Here is a 15083-nt window from a genome sequence, read left to right as displayed (position 1 = left end):
GGTGGTGCGGCAATTCCGGTTGCTGAGGGGCAAGATGGCTTACCCAGCCTGATGGTGCCGGGTTTACTCAACCCCACCGAACCTGGCCGGCATCACCAGGTCAGCGTGAAGTGCGCGACGAATCCGTACTCGCGCTCCCAGGTGCCGACGCAATCGACGCGGGCCATCGCGGCCAGTGCATCGTCGAGCGTCTCGTCGCTGAGGCCGCCGACATTGACGCTCCAGGCGAGCTGTCGCGCCCCCAAGGCCTTCTGCCGGCGCACGTGGGCCTTCAGTTCGGCCACCACGGTGTGCAGCGTGCGGCGAGGTCGCATGGTGATGGCGAAATCGTGTGCCTGTGCGGGTCGTGCCATTGCAGCGCTCCGTAGGATCACCAGCCGGGACAGACAGGTACGGTCGGCATGCGGTGCGCGGATGCATAAGTGATCGGGTCTGGGGGCCGAAAGCGGGTGACGGTGCCACCCGGCCCTGCATCCAGCGATTCCGGCACGAAAGGCGATCACGGCGCGTGCTTGCGCGGCCTCGGCATGAATGGGTGCGGGCGCTGCGACGGTAGGTTCGAACCTGTACACGTGTCGGCGGTCGACGCCGCGAAGGGTCGCTGGCGACACGCGCGCAGACATGCACGGCGCGCGCGTCCGTGCTGTCCCGGACGCCGACGCCCGGATACCGGGCGCGCGGTGCGACAAACGGTCGCGCAGAGGGCATCGGCGACAGGTCTAGACTTGCATCCGACGGCATGCACGCATGGGCTGTTGACGCAGCGTGGCAGGGTCACGCCGCGCCTCGCGCACCGCACTGGCGAGTGCCTGCCTGGATGAGATCAGAATGTACGATTGGTTCCCCATAGTCTTCATCGTGTTCAAGGTCGTCGTGCTCGGTACGGGCATGTTCTTCGCCATCAAGTGGCATCATGACCAGGCGAAGAAAGACGCGCAGGACAAGCGGGACGCCGAAGCGAAGCCGGACCCGCAGGCGCCCCAGGACCGGAACGCGCAGCAGGACGATCAGCGCGAGGCGTAAGCGGCCTCGCGCAGACCATCATCGAACGGAAGGGGCCGCGGCGTCGGCGCGTCGGGCCGGGCCGAAGCGTTTGCGCCGGACATGCGCCCCCTCGCAGCATCGCGCGGGGCATCCGATCTGTGTGGCCGGGCCGCACCGGCGTCTCAGCCCGTGACCCGCTGGCCGGGCATCCTGCGGCCATGGACTGGCAGACCAACCCCTTGCTGCGGGAAGAGATCGGCGTGGCGCGTCGGTCGCTGCGCTCGATCCCGCTGCTCTACGAATGGCGCGCCTGCGCCGGCGTGATGATGCTGATGTGGCAGGGCAAGGCGGTGGGCGCGGTGTATCCCGGCGGCCGGTACTGGCTGAAGTGGCGGCGCAGGGAGTACGCCGGCACGGCCGCCTCGCCCGCGCAGGCCAGGCGGTTCATGGCGCGCTGGATCGGGGCGCGTCGTCATACCGCGCCGTTGCTGGACGAGGACCTGCCGCCGAAGGCGCTCGTGCCGCTGGAGGCGTTCCTGCGCGAGTACGAGGCGCAAGGGTATTGAGGGCTGCACTGGATCCAGGGTTGGCGCTACGGCAAGGCGATGCCCAACGCGGCGCTGTGCCGGGTGCTGGAAACGCCGGCGGCATCGCGGGTCTTTCATCGTGACGCGGCGGCGGCTGACTGAAGCGCGGGCGTCATGCCCATCAGGCATCTGGAGACGCGTGCATGTGATCGGCCGGCTGCATGGCGCGGAGATGTGGGCCACGACCTGCTGCCCGGCACGCCACACGCACAGCGCAGTCGATCGACCGGAGCATGGGCGGGCACCACCCGGCCACAACGCACGGGTGGGTAGGGTGTGGACCACTGCGAGCCCCGCTCGCGATTGCAGGACCCTCCGATGACAGAGCCGACCATGACCGCCATCGCCATCCGCGGCGGCAAAGGCGACGCGGATGCGCTGCATCCGGTGCAGCTGCCGCGGCCGGTGCCGAAGGACGGCGAGGTGCTGATCCGCGTGCGCGCGGCGGGTGTCAACCGTCCCGACATCGTGCAGCGCGGCGGCGCCTATCCACCGCCGCCGGGTGCGCCGGACACACTGGGGCTGGAAGTGGCCGGCGAGATCGTGCACGGCGCCGGACGCTGGAAGGCGGGAGACCGCGTGTGCGCGCTGCTGGGCGGAGGCGGCTATGCGCAATACGCCGTCGCCGATGCGCGCCACGTGCTGCCGATTCCCGACGGGCTCGACTGGGTGCACGCGGCAGCGCTGCCGGAAACGCTGTTCACCGTCTACGCCAACGTGTTCGAACACGGCGCCCTGCAGCCGGGCGAATGGCTGCTGGTGCACGGCGCGACGTCCGGCATCGGCGTGGCCGCGGTCCAGATGGCCAAGGCCGCGGGCGCGCACGTGCTGGCCAGCAGCCGCGGCGCGGACAAGGCGGCACGCACGCACGCGCTCGGCGCGGACGTGTCGGTCGACACCTCGACGATGGAGTTCGGCAGCATCGCCAAGGAACACGGCGGCATCGACGTGGCGCTGGACATGGTGGGCGCGCCGACCTTCGACGCCACGCTGGACGCGCTGAATCCGAAAGGCCGCATCGTCTACATCGCCGCACTCGGCGGGCCGACGTTGGAGGTGCCGGTGATGCGCCTCATGCAGAAGCAGGCCGTGCTCACGGGTTCCACCCTGCGCCCGCGCAGCGCCGACGAGAAAGCGCGACTGGCGGTTGCGATCGAACGCGTGGTCTGGCCGTGGGTCGCGGAAGGAAAGGTCAACGCCATCATCGACCGCACCTTCCCGTTGACCGACGCCGCCGCTGCGCATGCGTATCTCGAAGGCGGCGAGCACTTCGGCAAAGTGGTGCTGGAGGTCGCATGAGCGAGTCGCCTGCACGCTTTCCCGTCGCCGAGATCGACGCGCGCTGGGTCACGCTCGACGACGACGTGATGGGTGGGCATTCCCGCAGCGGCGTCGTCGTGCGCGATGGCGTGCTGACGTTCTCCGGCATGACCTCGCTGGAAGACAACGGCGGTTTCGCGTCCATCCGCGCGCACGGCGCGTTCGATCTGCGCGATGCCACCGCAATGCGCCTGCGGGTGCGCGGCGACGGGCGGGCGTACCAGCTGCGTCTCGCCACCGACGCGCGGCACCGCGGCTCGAACGTCTCCTGGCGCGGCGATTTCGCCACCCGCGCCCAGGCGTGGATCGAAGTGACCGTCGCGTTCGCGGCAATGCAGCCGACGTATCGCGGCACCGTGCTCGACGGGCCGCAGCTCGATCTGTCGAAGGTCGAGGAGATCGGCCTGCTGATCGGCGACGGCCGCGCCGGCGACTTCGCGCTGGATGTCGAGTGGATCCGGCCGCTGCACGTGGCGCGCAACGCCTGAGGCTGTCGAAGCCTCCAGCGCTCGACGCGTGGTGCGAGACGGTAGTCGCCGCCGCAGGGCGTCGGGCCGTCAGCAAGATCGATCGGTCCGGGGCGTCGTTGCGAGACGCGCAGCGTTTGCCGGGAACAGGTGCGAAGCGTGGATGTGATCGTGGCGCTTTGACCACTGACGGGTGGCGCGCGGATCCGTCACGATGACGCGTGTGCCTCAGGGTTTCCGGCGCGCGTACCAGTCCGCATACGGCGAATTCTTGACCAGGTGCCGGTTGTATTCCGGCGCGCCGTCGGTCCACCACACGGGGCCACGTTCGCCGAGGGCGTGCTTGGCGGTGTCGACGTCGCGGCGTGCCTGCGTCATGGCGTCTGCGTCGTCCGATTGCTTTGCGTGTTTCACCGCGCGGCGCGCGTCCATCAGCGCGTCGACCAGGCGCTGGCGTTCCGGTTCGGGCAAGGCGGGATTGCTGGTGCGCCACAGACGTCCGCGCACGATGAGGTAGCGGCCGTCGGGTGTCGTGAGTTGTGGCATGCGGTGCAAGCGATGAAGCGGCGATGCGTCGAGTCTAGGCGGCGCGCCGTGCACGGACGTTGTCTGTCAATCGACGCGCGCTTCACGACACGCGAAGGTGCGCGACACGAGCATCGGGCGCCTAGGCCGCACACACCTCAGGCGCGGCCGTCATGCAGGAGCACTTCATGTCCCGGACATCGTCCATCCCACGCTGGTCTTCCGCCATCGCCAGAACGTGGGTGATCCCGCTCGCTGCGGGCGCGTGCCTCGCGGCGTGCACGCCGGCGGAGAATGCCGTCACGCCGGCCGCAGGCGATGCCGCAGCGCCTGCGCCGGCAACGACGCCGGTCGAGGCGACGCCCGCGCCGGTGGCGCCTGCGGGCGGCACGGTGGGCGGCGACGGTTCGGACATCGTGCTCGAGGTCCTGCGCGAGGACGATGTGTCCGGCGCGCGTCTGCAGGGTGAGTTGGCCTGCAGCTTTTCCGAGGACGGTCAGGCGCCGCTGCTCTACGCCATGGGCGTCGTCGGCGCGCAGACGCCGTCGCAGGGCGTCGTCAAGGTGGCGGGTTACGTGGAGCCGGTTCGCGCGCCGGGCGGCTTCGACGGCATGACCGCAAATCCGACGTTCACCGGGCAGGGCAAGACCATCCGGATCGAGACAACCGGTGCAGCGATCGGTGACGGCGAATCGCCGCCGCGGCCCGCGACGCTGACCTATCTGCGCGCAGACGGTGCCAGTCGTGCGTTCGAGGGGCGCTGGCAGTGCGGGCCCTGAGACACGCCTTCAGCGCGTCACAGAGCCCAACCGAGACCTTGGGGCAGCAACGGCCGCCCCGCCGGATTCATTGCGCGTGGCGCAGACAGAAGGCCAGGATCAACGCGGATGCGTCGGGGCCCTTCGCGTCGGTATGACTGCCTGACGGATCACCGCCACTCCACGCGTGGCCCGCGCCCTCGACCACGACATGCTCGACACGGACGCTGCCCGCCTCGTCGACGTAAGCGGTATGGGTACACGCACGGCCGTTGATCTTCGTGGTGCCGGCGGGCTGCGCGCGCAGCGGCGCGATCGAGGCGGTGCCGCCGGTCGCATTGGCCACGATCGCGTGGCCGTTGTCGGGCCGCACGGTGTGATCGGCAGTGCCGTGCACGACGATCGTCGGCACACGCTGCGCGTCGGTGCCGGACACGACGTCGGACCGCTGGCCGCGCCCCTGCATCGCCGCGAAGGCGCCGGGCACGTCGGTCGCCGCGCCGAACGGCAGGCCGGAATGCGCGCCGACGGCGGCGAACGTGTCCGGATAGGTGCGGCCGAGAATCACGGCCATGGCCGCGCCGGCGGACAGGCCCGCCACGTAGACGCGGCGCGTGTCGATGCGGTGCCGGCTGGCGACGTCCTCGACGATGCCGGCGAGGATCGCGGGTTCGCCCGCACCGCGCTGCTGATCCTCGCGGCGGAACCAGTTCCAGCATTTCTGGCCGTTGTCGCGGGCGGTCTGCGCCGGGTACACGACGATCACGCCGTGTGCATCGGCCAGGGCGTTCATGCGCGTGCCGGCCGCGAAGTCCGCAGGCGACTGCGTGCAGCCGTGGAGCATCATCATCAACGGCGCGGCGGGGGCATCCGCGGCATCGAGACCCGGCGGCACATACAGCGTGTAGCCGCGTGAGCCCGCCTGGGTGCTGTAGCGGTGTTCGGTGGTGACGCCCCGCGCGACCCGTCGGGTCGGCTCCGCGCCATGCAGGCGCGTGCCCGCGTCCTCGCGCGGTGCGGTCTGCGCGGCGCGCGCGTCCACGTCGGAGGTGGCATGCGCGGGTGACGCGTCATCGGTCGGCAGCAGGCCGGCCTGTTGCAGCGCGTCCTGGATGGTCTTCTGCACGCCGGTCGCGTTGCCGTCGGCGCGAATGCCTGCGGACGACAACGCGTCCTGGATGGTGGTCTGGATCTGCTGGGCGCCCGCGGCGCCGCGGCGCAGGACGGATGCCGGGAGTGCGGCGGTCATCGCCGGCGCATGCCGGCGGAGGAGTGAACGGATGGATTTCAAGTCGGATGCCAGGCGGAGCGGGGGAGTCCGCCGCTGCAGCCTACGGGCGCGCGTGTGAGTGCACGGGCGCTGGACCGCGACAGGCCTGAACCGCCGGTGCCGGGCGGGGAGGCGAAGCCGTGCGGCTCCGCCCCGCCAGGGCCTCAGGGCGACACGCGCCCTTCGATCGAGTCGTCCAGCGTCTTGCCCAGCGCGGCACCGACGACCATCTTCGAAGCGGCGACGAAATCGCCGTGCTTGTTGTCCCAGTAGTAACCGCCGGTCGGCGTCACCTGGATCACGGTGATGCGCGGGTCGTCCTTGCCCCCGGTGAACCAGGTTTTCATGATCGGATTCCATAGATCGTCGATGCGCTGGCGGTCGCGGCTGATCGTCGCGCGCCCGTCGAGGGCCAGGAAACCCGAATGCTTGGACGCCTGGAAATACAGGCGCACCGTGGGGTCGGCTTCGATCTCGGCGTTCTTGTGGCTGTCGGATGCGCTGAGGAACCACAGCGCGCCGGCGTCGTCGGCTTCCTCGATCGCCATCGGTCGCGTGCCGCCGGTCGCGCTGCCGGTCAGCGGGGTGGTGCAGAAGAAGCAGGACTCGGCGTCCTTGGTCATCTCGCGGATACGGGCGATGGCGCTGCCGCCGGCGAGATCCTCGCGGTTGTGTTCGGGCTGGTTGCGGTTGATCGAATCCATCGGTGTCTCCGGAATGGGGGTGCGATGCGGCGCACGTCGCCGTGGACGATGCGCGCGCAATGGATGGATGCCGTCAGTGCGCGCCGGCGCCCGGCGTGGTCGCCGCGTTGTCGTGGGACGCGCGATTGGCATCGTCGGAGACATTGGTGACCAGGGGGCGGTCGGTGCCCGGCGAGGCGTCGTCTTCGAGCTGCGGGGCGGACGTGCGGCGCTGCCAGGCCTGGTAGGCGAAGTAACCGAGCGCGCCGACGGTGGCGATTCTGAGAAGTCCCATGGGGGTGTCCTGTTGGCAAGGGTGGGTGGGTCGATGGGCCCGGGCGGCGGGCGCTGCGAGGGTGTTGCAGCTGTCCCGACGCGACGGGAGACGCGACGCTGCACGCGCGGGCGTGAATCCCGGGCGATGCCGTGGCATTCATGGAGGCACGGCGATGCAACGGACAGGCGCGCTTCACCTCGTCGATGCCGGCACGTCGCACAGCGCGGCGAACCGGTCTGGGCCGGCCAAGTGCGTCCATGGCGAAAACCGCGTGCGCCGATTACGATCCCGGACAGCCCGACATGGAGTGTCGTCGGCGCAAGGGGCGCGCCCGCACAGGCGCACATCTCGGATCAACGAAGGGACTCGAACATGGTCAGGATTCTGTTGGCAGGCATGGTGCTGCTCGTCGCGGGCGTGCTGGTGTACGAACACGCGCACCGCATCTCCGAATCGGATGTCCGCGCGCACTACCAGGCGCAGCTGGAGGCGACGCGCCGCTTCGACAGCGACGCGCTGTGCGCGACGATGGCGAAGGACTTCCGCCTGCAGGGCGTGTCCTATGTCGCGGGCACGCACACCCGTCAGGACACCCATCGTGATGAAGCCTGCAGCCAGCTGCGCGACGGGCTGGCGGCATTGCAGGCCGCTTCGGACCAGACCGGCGGACTGCTGGCGCTGGACATCGCCCACGAGATCACCCGGATCGAACTGGCGCCAGGCGGTCGGCGCGCCATGGTGGAAACGACGTCGACCGCCAAGATCGGCGGTCGACTGCTGTCACGGACGCGCTTCAAGGGTCACCTGTCGCGCGCGTTCTGGCAGGTGCGCGACCATGGCGGCGACGCGCAGAACTGGCTCTACGTGCCCTGACGCGCGCCCGGGCGCGCGGCCTGGTTCAGGGCGCGCCGAATCCGGGGCTGGCGTGCGCACCGCTGCGCGGCGTGGAGGTCTCGAGATGCGCGTCCGCAATCAAGGGATCGCCATGCGGCGCGGTGCGCGCGCCATCATCGGCGAGCGAACGCGGCGGCGTGACGGGCTCGGCGGTCTGGGCATCTCGGTTGCGCTTCCAGGCGCGGTAGGCGAAATAGCTCGCCGCGCCTGCGGCCATGATCCTGAGCATCTTCATCGGGGGACATTCCAGCAGTTGGGTGCCGCAGCGTGCTGCCCGCGCGGTGAGCCGCACGTGACCTCCCGCGTGGCGCTCGACGTCGCCGCATCACCGCCACGGACGGGCCCGATGGTGGGCCTCGGCGGCCCTGCGCAGGGGATGGCGCCGGTGCAGGGTCGCGCGCGGCTGCCAGTCGGCACGTAGACTGCGCGCCCACACTGCAGGCCCTCCGCATGTCGCTGCGTTCGAGTTCCACCACCGGTCGCGTATTCGCCGCCGCGGCGTTCTTCGAGGCGCTGACCTGGGCCGGTCTGCTGGTTGGCATGGTGCTCAAGTACGGCACGCAGACGACCGAACTGGGCGTGTGGTTCTTCGGTCGCCTGCACGGGGTGGCGTTCCTGCTCTATCTCGCGGTCGCCCTGTTCGCGTGGATCCGCCTGCGCTGGCCGTTGTGGGCGGTCCTGGTGGCGTTGCTCGCTGCGATTCCGCCGCTTGCGACGGTGCCGGTGGAGCTGTGGTTCCGTCGCCGCGGTCTGCTGTCGGCGTGCGGCTGAGCGCGCGCTGCGCTCAGCGCCTGACCGCCAGCACGCCGTCGAGCGCGAGCTCGGTCTTCAGTCCGGCCTTCTCCAGACGCCGCGCGACTTCGCGCGGGACATCACGGCCGCTGGTCAGGCGGTTGGGCGCGCCGGTGTAATGGAACAGGCGGCCGCCGCGCCGCAGCACGCGCGCCAGGTGGCCGTAGAACACCTGCGAATAGAGTTCGCCGGCGATGCCGAAGCGCGGCGGATCGTGCAGCACCGCGTCCACGCTGGCGTCGGCGATGCCCACGATCGCCTGCGCGACGTCGGCGTGCGCGAGCCGCAGGCGACCGCCGGTCTCCGGCGCATCGGGATCGGGTGACCACGGATTGAGCGTGCGCAGCCACAGCACGTCTTCGTTCTTCTCGAACGAGCGGATCTGCGCGACGCCCGATTCCAGGCAGCAGGCGGCGAAGTAGCCCAGGCCGCCGCAGGTGTCGAGCACGACCTTGCCGCGCGGTGCCACGAGCGCGACCTTCTGCCGCGCGTCCTCGATCGGCGAGATGCGCGCCGACACCAGCATCTTGATGCCGTCGATCTCGAACGTCGGCGGGCCCCAGTCGGTCGGCACCAGCTTGATCAGCGAACGGCCATAGCGCGAGACCGCCGTCCAGTCGTCGCCGTCGAAGGTGTAGACCGTGCGGTCCTTGAGCGTGTCCGGCCACGGATATGCATGGCCGCGCCACGACCAGTGGGCATCGGCAAGCCGCACCGTATCGACGCCGCGGCCCAGGTCGAGCGACCCCGTCCACTCGGCCAGGCCCGCGCGACGCGCGGCCAGCAGCGCTTCGGCGGTGTCGCGGGTCAGCAGGGGGCCGGTGGCGTGGGGCATCGCAGGGTGGATCCGGAGCGGGCGGGCATCGTAACCGGTCCACGCGCTGCCCCTGTCGGCGGTCGCGCGCTTCGACGAGAATCGCCACTCCGGACGTCGCCGTCCAAACCTGGAAACCGTCGCATGCGCATCGCCGCTCTGAGTGTGGCCATCACGGCCGGATTGTGTCTGTCGGGATGCGGATTCAACGTCTCGGGCGCCGCTAACGGCGGCGGCGCCGCGATGACTGCGGACACCGACGCCGACGCCACCGCGCTCGCGCTCGACGACGAGGTGTCGGGCGAGATCACTTCGTCGAGCGGCATCAACTACAGCGACGGCAGTCGCTACCAGCGTTTCTCGCTGTCGCTGACCGAAGGCCAGGCGGTCTCGCTGTCGCTCGAGGGTCCGCTCAGCGGCGCGCTGGCGGTGTTCGACGGCGATCAGCTGGTCGCGCGCGGCGACGGTCCGGCACTGGCGTTCCGCGCGGCGAAGGCCGGGGACTACCTGGTCGCGGTCAGCGGCCGCGGCGCGGAGGCCTTCGGCCCGTTCCGCCTCGGCGCCAAGGCCATCCAGGCCTATGACGGCAAGCCGCTGGCGGGCGAGGGCGAGGTCGTCGACTGGCTGATGGGCAGCGCGAAGGACTACACGCTGCAGGTCGAACGTCCGGGCCTGTACACGATCACCCTGGCCTCGAGCGCGTTCGATCCGGTGCTGCGCGTGCGCGGCCCGAACGTCGAGGCCGAAAACGACGACAGCGGCGGCGGCACCGATTCGATGCTGCGCCTGTTCCTCGAACCCGGCAGCTACACCTTGAACGCGGCGGCGCTCGCCGATGACGGCCGCGGCGATTTCAATCTCGCCGTCCGTTATGCGCCGTTGCCCGGCGGCATGGTGACGCGCGACGGCACCGCGCTGGTGTCGGGACAGACGGCTGTGGCCCGCGTGGAGGGCGGCGCCGGACGCAGCTTCGTGCTCGACGTCGCGCAGGACGCGCAGGTGACCATCGACGCGCGCGCCGAGGAGTTCGACACGGTGCTCCACGTCGAAGGCCCGGCCGGCACGTTCGAGGACGACGACGGCGGCTCGGGCACCAACTCGCGCCTGTCGAACCGTCTCACCGCGGGGCGCTACACGGTCCGCGTCGAAGGGCTGGGCGGCGGTTCGGGCATGTTCGAGATCGAGGCCCGTGTGGCGGGGGTCGAGCCGCCGGCGGCGGACGCGGTGACCGCGCCCTGAACCCGGCGGCAATGGCGACGGCGTCGTCCGGTCCGCAGCGGGTCCGGACCGCTTCCATGCGGGCGGGTTCCTCATGGCCGTAAACCGCACTTGAATGCACCGCCCTGAAATCCGTGCAGGGCGCGTGAAGGTTTGTGTGCGCTTCAGGCTCGGCGGTCTCTACTGCGGCCCGCGACGCCCCCTTGGTGTCGCGGTATGTCCCCCGCAGACGCGCGCCCGCTTGCATCTGGTTGCGTGTCCAAGACCAAGAAAAGGATGGCCCCGATGAAGAAGCTTCTGATTCCTGCCGCGATAGCGGCCGCGCTGTGCGCACCCACCGCCTTCGCCCAGAGCATGGGCGGCGACACCTACCGTCCCGACCTGCAGGTCGGTGAAGGCAACGCCTTCGTTGCCGGCAGCGTCGGCCGTACCGACGGCGGCACGGCCGGCCGTTTCGGTACCGGTGATTTCAACGTGTTCGAAAGCCGCGACGGCCGCAAGACCGGCTATGGCCTGGTCGGCGGTTACCGCTGGAAGGTCGCGCAGAACTTCGGTCTCGGTGTCGAAGGCGGTTACACCGATCTCGGCAACATCGAAGTGCGCAACATCAACAACGGCGACGACGTGAACCAGCGTGCGGATCGCAATGCGCTGCGTGGCTGGCAGGTCGGCGGCAACGCGCGCCTGAACATCACCCCGGCGTGGTACGTGGGCGCTCGCGGCGGTTTCTTCCGCGCGTCCGACAACAACTTCGACTACTACAACTCGGTTGGCGAGGATCTGGGACTCGAGAGCGGTGGTAGCGACGGTCGCAACAGCTGGTACGCCGGCGTCGGCACCGGCTGGAACGCCACCGAGAACTTCAGCATCGGCGTGCACTACGATTACTACCGGGCGAAGTCGGGCGACGTGCGTGATCCGGTGACCGGCTTCGAGTTCGAGGGTCCGAAGCGTTCGACCGCGCTGCTCGGTCTGACCGCCGAATACGCGTTCTGATCCAGCGCTGCATGTGTGCCGCGACGGGCGCCTTCGGGCGCCCGTTTTTTGGGCGGGATCCGGGTCAGCTGCCCGACCGTCGGTGCCTCGACATGACGCGGCCTGCATCTCGCAGCATGGCGGCTGACCGGGCGCCGTCGAACAAGACCCGCTTCACGCATGAGCGATGGTCCGGGTGGCCCCATGGTCGCCCCATCGATTGCCGGAACCGAACATGTCGCCCATCAACACTTCGCCCCGCGTCCGCCTGCACATCGACGACACCGGAGGCGACGGCCGCCCGGTCGTCCTGATCCACGGCTGGCCGCTGTCCGCCGAGTCCTGGAAGGCGCAGACCGGTCCGTTGCGCGACGCGGGCTACCGCGTGGTGGCCTACGACCGTCGCGGCTTCGGCCGGTCGGAGAAGCCCGCAGACGGCTACGACTACGACACGCTCGCCGCCGATCTGCACGGCGTGCTCGAAGACCTGGATCTGAGTGACGTCACGCTCGTCGGCTTCTCGATGGGCGGCGGCGAAGTGGCGCGCTACATCGCCAACCACGGCGAGGACCGCCTGCACAGCGTCGTGTTCGCCGCGGCCGTGCCGCCCTACATGCTCAAGACCGACGACAACCCGGATGGCCCGCTGACGGAAGAGAAGGCCAAGGAGATGGAGAACGGCCTGAAGGACGATCGCGACGCTTTCTTCGACAGCTTCACGCAGGATTTCTTCAGCGCCAACGGCGAACTGAAGGTCGACGAGAAAACCCGCCAGGAAGCGCTCGCGCTGTGCAAGCAGTCCGACCAGACGGCGGCGCTGGGATGCATGGAGGCGTTCGGCACCACCGACTTCCGCAAGGATCTCGAAAAGGTGACGGTGCCCACCCTGGTGCTGCATGGCGACAGCGACGGCACCGTGCCCTACGAGGGCTCGGGCAAGCGCACCCATGCCGCGATCGCCGGCAGCGAAACGGTGGTGGTGCCGGGTGCGCCGCACGGTTTCAATGCAAGCCATGCCGACGCCTTCAATCGCGCGCTGCTCGCGTTCCTGCAGAAGTAAGGCTTCGAACATAGAGACCGACTTCGGAGGCCGCGTCCCAACGCGGCCTTCGGCCGTCCAGCCCGCTGAATCGCCATTCGCCAGTCGGCGGATGGACGAGCCTGCATCGACGAGCGCGTCATGCAGGTTCACGCATCGTGCGCCCAGCCCCCGAACCGGAAGCCACCCATGTCCGTTCCGACGCCCGACACCTTCGCCCGTTACGACGAGCGCCTCGCCGCCCCCGGCCCCGACGAAGCGGAACTGGCGGCCGATCTTGTTGAAGTGTTGCAGTCGATCCAGCAGATCACCCTGGAGGACGAAGGCCACGGCCTGCGCGCCGTCCATGCCAAGAGCCACGGCCTTCTGCAAGCCACGTTGCACATCGACGACGGCCTCGCACCGGAACTCGCACAGGGCCTGTTCGCGCAGCCCGGGCGTTACGACACGGTGCTGCGTATGTCGACGACGCCGGGCGATCTTTTGTCGGATCGCGTGTCCACGCCGCGCGGGGTCGCGATGCGGATCTGCGGCGTCGAAGGCGCGCGTCTGGAAGGCAGCGAAGACATGGCCGTGCAGGAATTCATCCTGGTCAACGGGCCGACCTTCAACGCGCCCAACGGCAAGGCCTTCCTGCGCAATCTCAAGCTGCTGGCCAGGACCACCGATCGCATGGACCGCACCAAACGCGTGATCTCCGCGATCCTGCGCGGCACCGAGCGTGGCCTCGAAGCGATTGGTGGCGAGAGCACCAAGCTCAAGGCGATGGGGGGTGAGCCACCGAACCACATCCTCGGCGAGACCTTCTTCAGCCAGCTGCCGATCCGGCATGGTGACTACATCGCCAAGTACCAGCTGGTGCCGGTCTCCACGTCGCTGCGCGCGCTGACCGACGTGCGCCTCGACCTCAAGGACGACGATGCGATCCGTGATGCAGTGGTCGCGTTCTTCGGCGCCAATACCGCCGAGTGGGAACTGCGCGCGCAGCTGTCGACGTCGCTGGAAGACATGCCGGTCGAGGATGCGTCGGCGGAGTGGGACGAGGTGCGCAGCCCGTTCCGCACCGTGGCGCGTCTGGTGGCCGGACCGCAGGCGGCCTGGACGCAGGCCCTGAGCCGCGAGATCGACGATGGCGTGGGCTTCAGCCCGTGGCACGGTCTGGCGACGCATCGTCCGCTGGGCGAGATCATGCGTCTGCGCAAGCCGGCGTACGAGGCCTCGCACCGGTTCCGCGCGCAGCAGAACGGACAGCCGCTGCAGCGGGGGTGTCCGTTCGCGGGTGCGGGCGCGCGCGGTTAATGTGGTGCGACGGCGCCTAATCGACGCCTTGTCCTCTCCTACATGACGCGATGCCGATGCCGGCCGCGCGCTGGCATCATGCGGCGATGCCGCCGCTGACGCTCGATCATCTGCGCCGCCATGCGGTGGCGCGATCACTGTTCAAGCCAACCACGCTGATGCGCGCGGTCGGCAGCCTTGGTTTCGTGCAGGCCGATCCGATCCGCGCGCCGGCGCGCGCGCAGGATCTGACGCTGCGCCATCGCGTGACCGATTACCGCGCCGGCGATCTGGAGCGCCGCTATCCGCGACTGGCGCTGGAAGAGGATTTCTTCGTCAACTACGGCTTCCTGCCGCGTGCGGTACAGGCGCTGATGCATCCGCGCACCGCGCGCGAACACTGGACGCCCGCGCGCTGGCGACAGGCACAGGCCGTGCGCGCGTTCATTGCCGAACGTGGCGCGGTGCATCCGCGCGAGGTCGACGCGCACTTCGCCCATGGCAAGGTCACCAACTGGTTCGGGGGCTCGTCGAATGCCAGCACCCAGCTGCTCGATGGCATGCATTACCGCGGCCTGTTGCGCGTTGCACGACGCGATGGCGGCACGCGGGTCTATGCGCTGCGCGAGCCGGATGCGGCACCGCTGGATGCGGACGAGATCGACCGGCGCCTGGACCGGATGCTCGATCTGCTGGTGCACACATACGCGCCGTTGCCCATCGCCAGCCTGCGCCAGCTGATGTCGTATCTCGGACGCGGGGTGCCGCAGTGGCATGCCGCGCGCGCTGCGACGCTGGCGCGTTCGCGTGCACGCCTCGGTGGTGCGCGCATCGAGGGCATCGACTGGATCTGGCCCGCCGACGAATCACCGCAGAGCCGGCGCTGGCGGCCCGATGCCGGTGTGCGGCTGCTGACGCCATTCGATCCCGTCGTCTGGGACCGCCGTCGTTTCGAGCTGCTCTGGAACTGGCGTTATCGCTTCGAGGCGTACACGCCGGCGCCGAAGCGCACGCTCGGCTATTACGCGCTGCCGCTGCTGTGGGGCGATCGCGTGATCGGCTGGGGCAACGTGTCGGTCGTGGGCGGCGCCCTGGACGCGCGCTTCGGTTACGTCGCGGGCAAGGCGCCGCGCGATGCGGCGTTCCGCGATGGACTCGATGCCGAGCTCGCGCGCCTGCGGATGTTTCTCGGCCTGGCGTGA

19 protein-coding genes are annotated in these 15083 nt (G+C 69.6%); 12 read left to right on the top strand and 7 right to left on the bottom strand.

Annotated features, from left to right (window positions below; genetic code table 11):
• Positions 1-92 precede the first annotated feature (92 nt).
• Positions 93-353, bottom strand: coding sequence for a hypothetical protein (locus CURTO8I2_RS09950; protein ID WP_159680822.1), 261 nt, complete (start codon positions 351-353; stop codon positions 93-95).
• A gap of 505 nt (positions 354-858) precedes the next feature.
• On the opposite strand from CURTO8I2_RS09950, the gene CURTO8I2_RS09945 reads away from it, so the two are divergent.
• From CURTO8I2_RS09945 to CURTO8I2_RS09930, 4 genes are all read left to right on the top strand, one after another.
• Positions 859-1023: a hypothetical protein gene (locus CURTO8I2_RS09945; RefSeq protein WP_236551065.1), complete on the top strand. Its 165-nt coding sequence runs from the start codon at positions 859-861 to the stop codon at positions 1021-1023.
• A gap of 179 nt (positions 1024-1202) precedes the next feature.
• Entirely contained in the window at positions 1203-1550 is a 348-nt protein-coding gene (locus tag CURTO8I2_RS09940; protein ID WP_159680818.1) for a hypothetical protein, read from the top strand.
• A gap of 339 nt (positions 1551-1889) precedes the next feature.
• Entirely contained in the window at positions 1890-2870 is a 981-nt protein-coding gene (locus CURTO8I2_RS09935) for an NAD(P)H-quinone oxidoreductase (protein WP_159680816.1), read from the top strand.
• Positions 2867-3379, top strand: coding sequence for a CIA30 family protein (locus tag CURTO8I2_RS09930; protein ID WP_159680814.1), 513 nt, complete (start codon positions 2867-2869; stop codon positions 3377-3379). The genes CURTO8I2_RS09935 and CURTO8I2_RS09930 overlap by 4 nt, the downstream gene beginning before the upstream one ends.
• 207 nt (positions 3380-3586) lie before the next feature.
• Here CURTO8I2_RS09930 and CURTO8I2_RS09925 read toward each other — a convergent pair whose 3' ends face one another.
• Positions 3587-3904, bottom strand: a complete 318-nt coding sequence (locus CURTO8I2_RS09925) for a hypothetical protein (RefSeq protein ID WP_159680812.1) — start codon at positions 3902-3904, stop codon at positions 3587-3589.
• 221 nt (positions 3905-4125) lie between these two features.
• On the opposite strand from CURTO8I2_RS09925, the gene CURTO8I2_RS09920 reads away from it, so the two are divergent.
• Positions 4126-4662, top strand: a complete 537-nt coding sequence (locus CURTO8I2_RS09920; RefSeq protein WP_236551064.1) for a hypothetical protein — start codon at positions 4126-4128, stop codon at positions 4660-4662.
• Positions 4663-4729: 67 nt separating this feature from the next.
• Here CURTO8I2_RS09920 and CURTO8I2_RS09915 read toward each other — a convergent pair whose 3' ends face one another.
• From CURTO8I2_RS09915 to CURTO8I2_RS09905, 3 genes are all read right to left on the bottom strand, one after another.
• Positions 4730-5890 carry a PHB depolymerase family esterase gene (locus CURTO8I2_RS09915; protein WP_159680808.1) on the bottom strand — a complete coding sequence of 387 codons (1161 nt, stop codon included), beginning with the start codon at positions 5888-5890 and terminating at the stop codon, positions 4730-4732.
• A gap of 185 nt (positions 5891-6075) precedes the next feature.
• Positions 6076-6615 (bottom strand): pyridoxamine 5'-phosphate oxidase family protein, encoded by a 540-nt coding sequence (locus tag CURTO8I2_RS09910; protein ID WP_159680806.1) that lies wholly within the window; start codon positions 6613-6615, stop codon positions 6076-6078.
• A 73-nt stretch (positions 6616-6688) separates the two neighbouring features.
• Positions 6689-6889 carry a hypothetical protein gene (locus CURTO8I2_RS09905; RefSeq protein ID WP_159680805.1) on the bottom strand — a complete coding sequence of 67 codons (201 nt, stop codon included), beginning with the start codon at positions 6887-6889 and terminating at the stop codon, positions 6689-6691.
• Positions 6890-7243: 354 nt separating this feature from the next.
• Between CURTO8I2_RS09905 and CURTO8I2_RS09900 the strand changes: the two genes are divergently transcribed.
• Positions 7244-7744: a hypothetical protein gene (locus tag CURTO8I2_RS09900; protein WP_159680803.1), complete on the top strand. Its 501-nt coding sequence runs from the start codon at positions 7244-7246 to the stop codon at positions 7742-7744.
• 25 nt (positions 7745-7769) lie between these two features.
• Here the strand turns inward: CURTO8I2_RS09900 and CURTO8I2_RS09895 are convergent, their stop codons facing one another.
• Complete coding sequence (locus CURTO8I2_RS09895; RefSeq protein ID WP_236551063.1) at positions 7770-8057, bottom strand: hypothetical protein; 288 nt, start codon at positions 8055-8057, stop codon at positions 7770-7772.
• Between the two features lie 158 nt (positions 8058-8215).
• Here CURTO8I2_RS09895 and CURTO8I2_RS09890 point away from each other — a divergent pair, with 158 nt between their 5' ends.
• Positions 8216-8536 (top strand): DUF3817 domain-containing protein, encoded by a 321-nt coding sequence (locus CURTO8I2_RS09890; RefSeq protein ID WP_159680801.1) that lies wholly within the window; start codon positions 8216-8218, stop codon positions 8534-8536.
• Between the two features lie 13 nt (positions 8537-8549).
• On the opposite strand, the gene CURTO8I2_RS09885 is transcribed toward CURTO8I2_RS09890, so the two are convergent.
• On the bottom strand, positions 8550-9392 hold the full coding sequence (locus CURTO8I2_RS09885) for an SAM-dependent methyltransferase (RefSeq protein WP_159680799.1): 843 nt from the start codon (positions 9390-9392) through the stop codon (positions 8550-8552).
• Between the two features lie 123 nt (positions 9393-9515).
• Between CURTO8I2_RS09885 and CURTO8I2_RS09880 the strand changes: the two genes are divergently transcribed.
• From CURTO8I2_RS09880 to CURTO8I2_RS09860, 5 genes are all read left to right on the top strand, one after another.
• Complete coding sequence (locus tag CURTO8I2_RS09880; protein ID WP_159680797.1) at positions 9516-10610, top strand: ABC transporter substrate-binding protein; 1095 nt, start codon at positions 9516-9518, stop codon at positions 10608-10610.
• Positions 10611-10874: 264 nt separating this feature from the next.
• Positions 10875-11585: an outer membrane beta-barrel protein gene (locus CURTO8I2_RS09875; protein ID WP_159680795.1), complete on the top strand. Its 711-nt coding sequence runs from the start codon at positions 10875-10877 to the stop codon at positions 11583-11585.
• Positions 11586-11799: 214 nt separating this feature from the next.
• A complete protein-coding gene (locus CURTO8I2_RS09870) occupies positions 11800-12624 on the top strand; it encodes an alpha/beta hydrolase (RefSeq protein ID WP_159680793.1) in 825 nt (274 codons plus the stop codon).
• A gap of 168 nt (positions 12625-12792) precedes the next feature.
• Positions 12793-13902 (top strand): catalase family protein, encoded by a 1110-nt coding sequence (locus CURTO8I2_RS09865; RefSeq protein ID WP_159680791.1) that lies wholly within the window; start codon positions 12793-12795, stop codon positions 13900-13902.
• Between the two features lie 50 nt (positions 13903-13952).
• Complete coding sequence (locus CURTO8I2_RS09860; protein WP_236551062.1) at positions 13953-15083, top strand: crosslink repair DNA glycosylase YcaQ family protein; 1131 nt, start codon at positions 13953-13955, stop codon at positions 15081-15083.

This window comes from Luteimonas sp. 9C (assembly GCF_902506295.1).
GTDB lineage: Bacteria > Pseudomonadota > Gammaproteobacteria > Xanthomonadales > Xanthomonadaceae > Luteimonas.
The sequence above is the reverse complement of the archived record's forward strand: the minus strand, read 5'-3'. Positions and strand labels throughout refer to the sequence as shown.

Excerpts from the sequence above, each read along its gene's own strand:
- CURTO8I2_RS09860 (WP_236551062.1), top strand. The coding sequence starts at position 13,953 with ATGCCGATGCCGGCCGCGCGCTGGCATCATGCGGCGATGCCGCCGCTG.
- CURTO8I2_RS09885 (WP_159680799.1), bottom strand. The coding sequence starts at position 9,392 with ATGCCCCACGCCACCGGCCCCCTGCTGACCCGCGACACCGCCGAAGCG.
- CURTO8I2_RS09880 (WP_159680797.1), top strand. The coding sequence starts at position 9,516 with ATGCGCATCGCCGCTCTGAGTGTGGCCATCACGGCCGGATTGTGTCTG.
- CURTO8I2_RS09900 (WP_159680803.1), top strand. The coding sequence starts at position 7,244 with ATGGTCAGGATTCTGTTGGCAGGCATGGTGCTGCTCGTCGCGGGCGTG.
- CURTO8I2_RS09865 (WP_159680791.1), top strand. The coding sequence starts at position 12,793 with ATGTCCGTTCCGACGCCCGACACCTTCGCCCGTTACGACGAGCGCCTC.
- CURTO8I2_RS09940 (WP_159680818.1), top strand. The coding sequence starts at position 1,203 with ATGGACTGGCAGACCAACCCCTTGCTGCGGGAAGAGATCGGCGTGGCG.
- CURTO8I2_RS09925 (WP_159680812.1), bottom strand. The coding sequence starts at position 3,904 with ATGCCACAACTCACGACACCCGACGGCCGCTACCTCATCGTGCGCGGA.
- CURTO8I2_RS09950 (WP_159680822.1), bottom strand. The coding sequence starts at position 353 with ATGGCACGACCCGCACAGGCACACGATTTCGCCATCACCATGCGACCT.
- CURTO8I2_RS09915 (WP_159680808.1), bottom strand. The coding sequence starts at position 5,890 with ATGACCGCCGCACTCCCGGCATCCGTCCTGCGCCGCGGCGCCGCGGGC.
- CURTO8I2_RS09935 (WP_159680816.1), top strand. The coding sequence starts at position 1,890 with ATGACAGAGCCGACCATGACCGCCATCGCCATCCGCGGCGGCAAAGGC.
- CURTO8I2_RS09875 (WP_159680795.1), top strand. The coding sequence starts at position 10,875 with ATGAAGAAGCTTCTGATTCCTGCCGCGATAGCGGCCGCGCTGTGCGCA.
- CURTO8I2_RS09910 (WP_159680806.1), bottom strand. The coding sequence starts at position 6,615 with ATGGATTCGATCAACCGCAACCAGCCCGAACACAACCGCGAGGATCTC.
- CURTO8I2_RS09870 (WP_159680793.1), top strand. The coding sequence starts at position 11,800 with ATGTCGCCCATCAACACTTCGCCCCGCGTCCGCCTGCACATCGACGAC.
- CURTO8I2_RS09930 (WP_159680814.1), top strand. The coding sequence starts at position 2,867 with ATGAGCGAGTCGCCTGCACGCTTTCCCGTCGCCGAGATCGACGCGCGC.
- CURTO8I2_RS09905 (WP_159680805.1), bottom strand. The coding sequence starts at position 6,889 with ATGGGACTTCTCAGAATCGCCACCGTCGGCGCGCTCGGTTACTTCGCC.
- CURTO8I2_RS09890 (WP_159680801.1), top strand. The coding sequence starts at position 8,216 with ATGTCGCTGCGTTCGAGTTCCACCACCGGTCGCGTATTCGCCGCCGCG.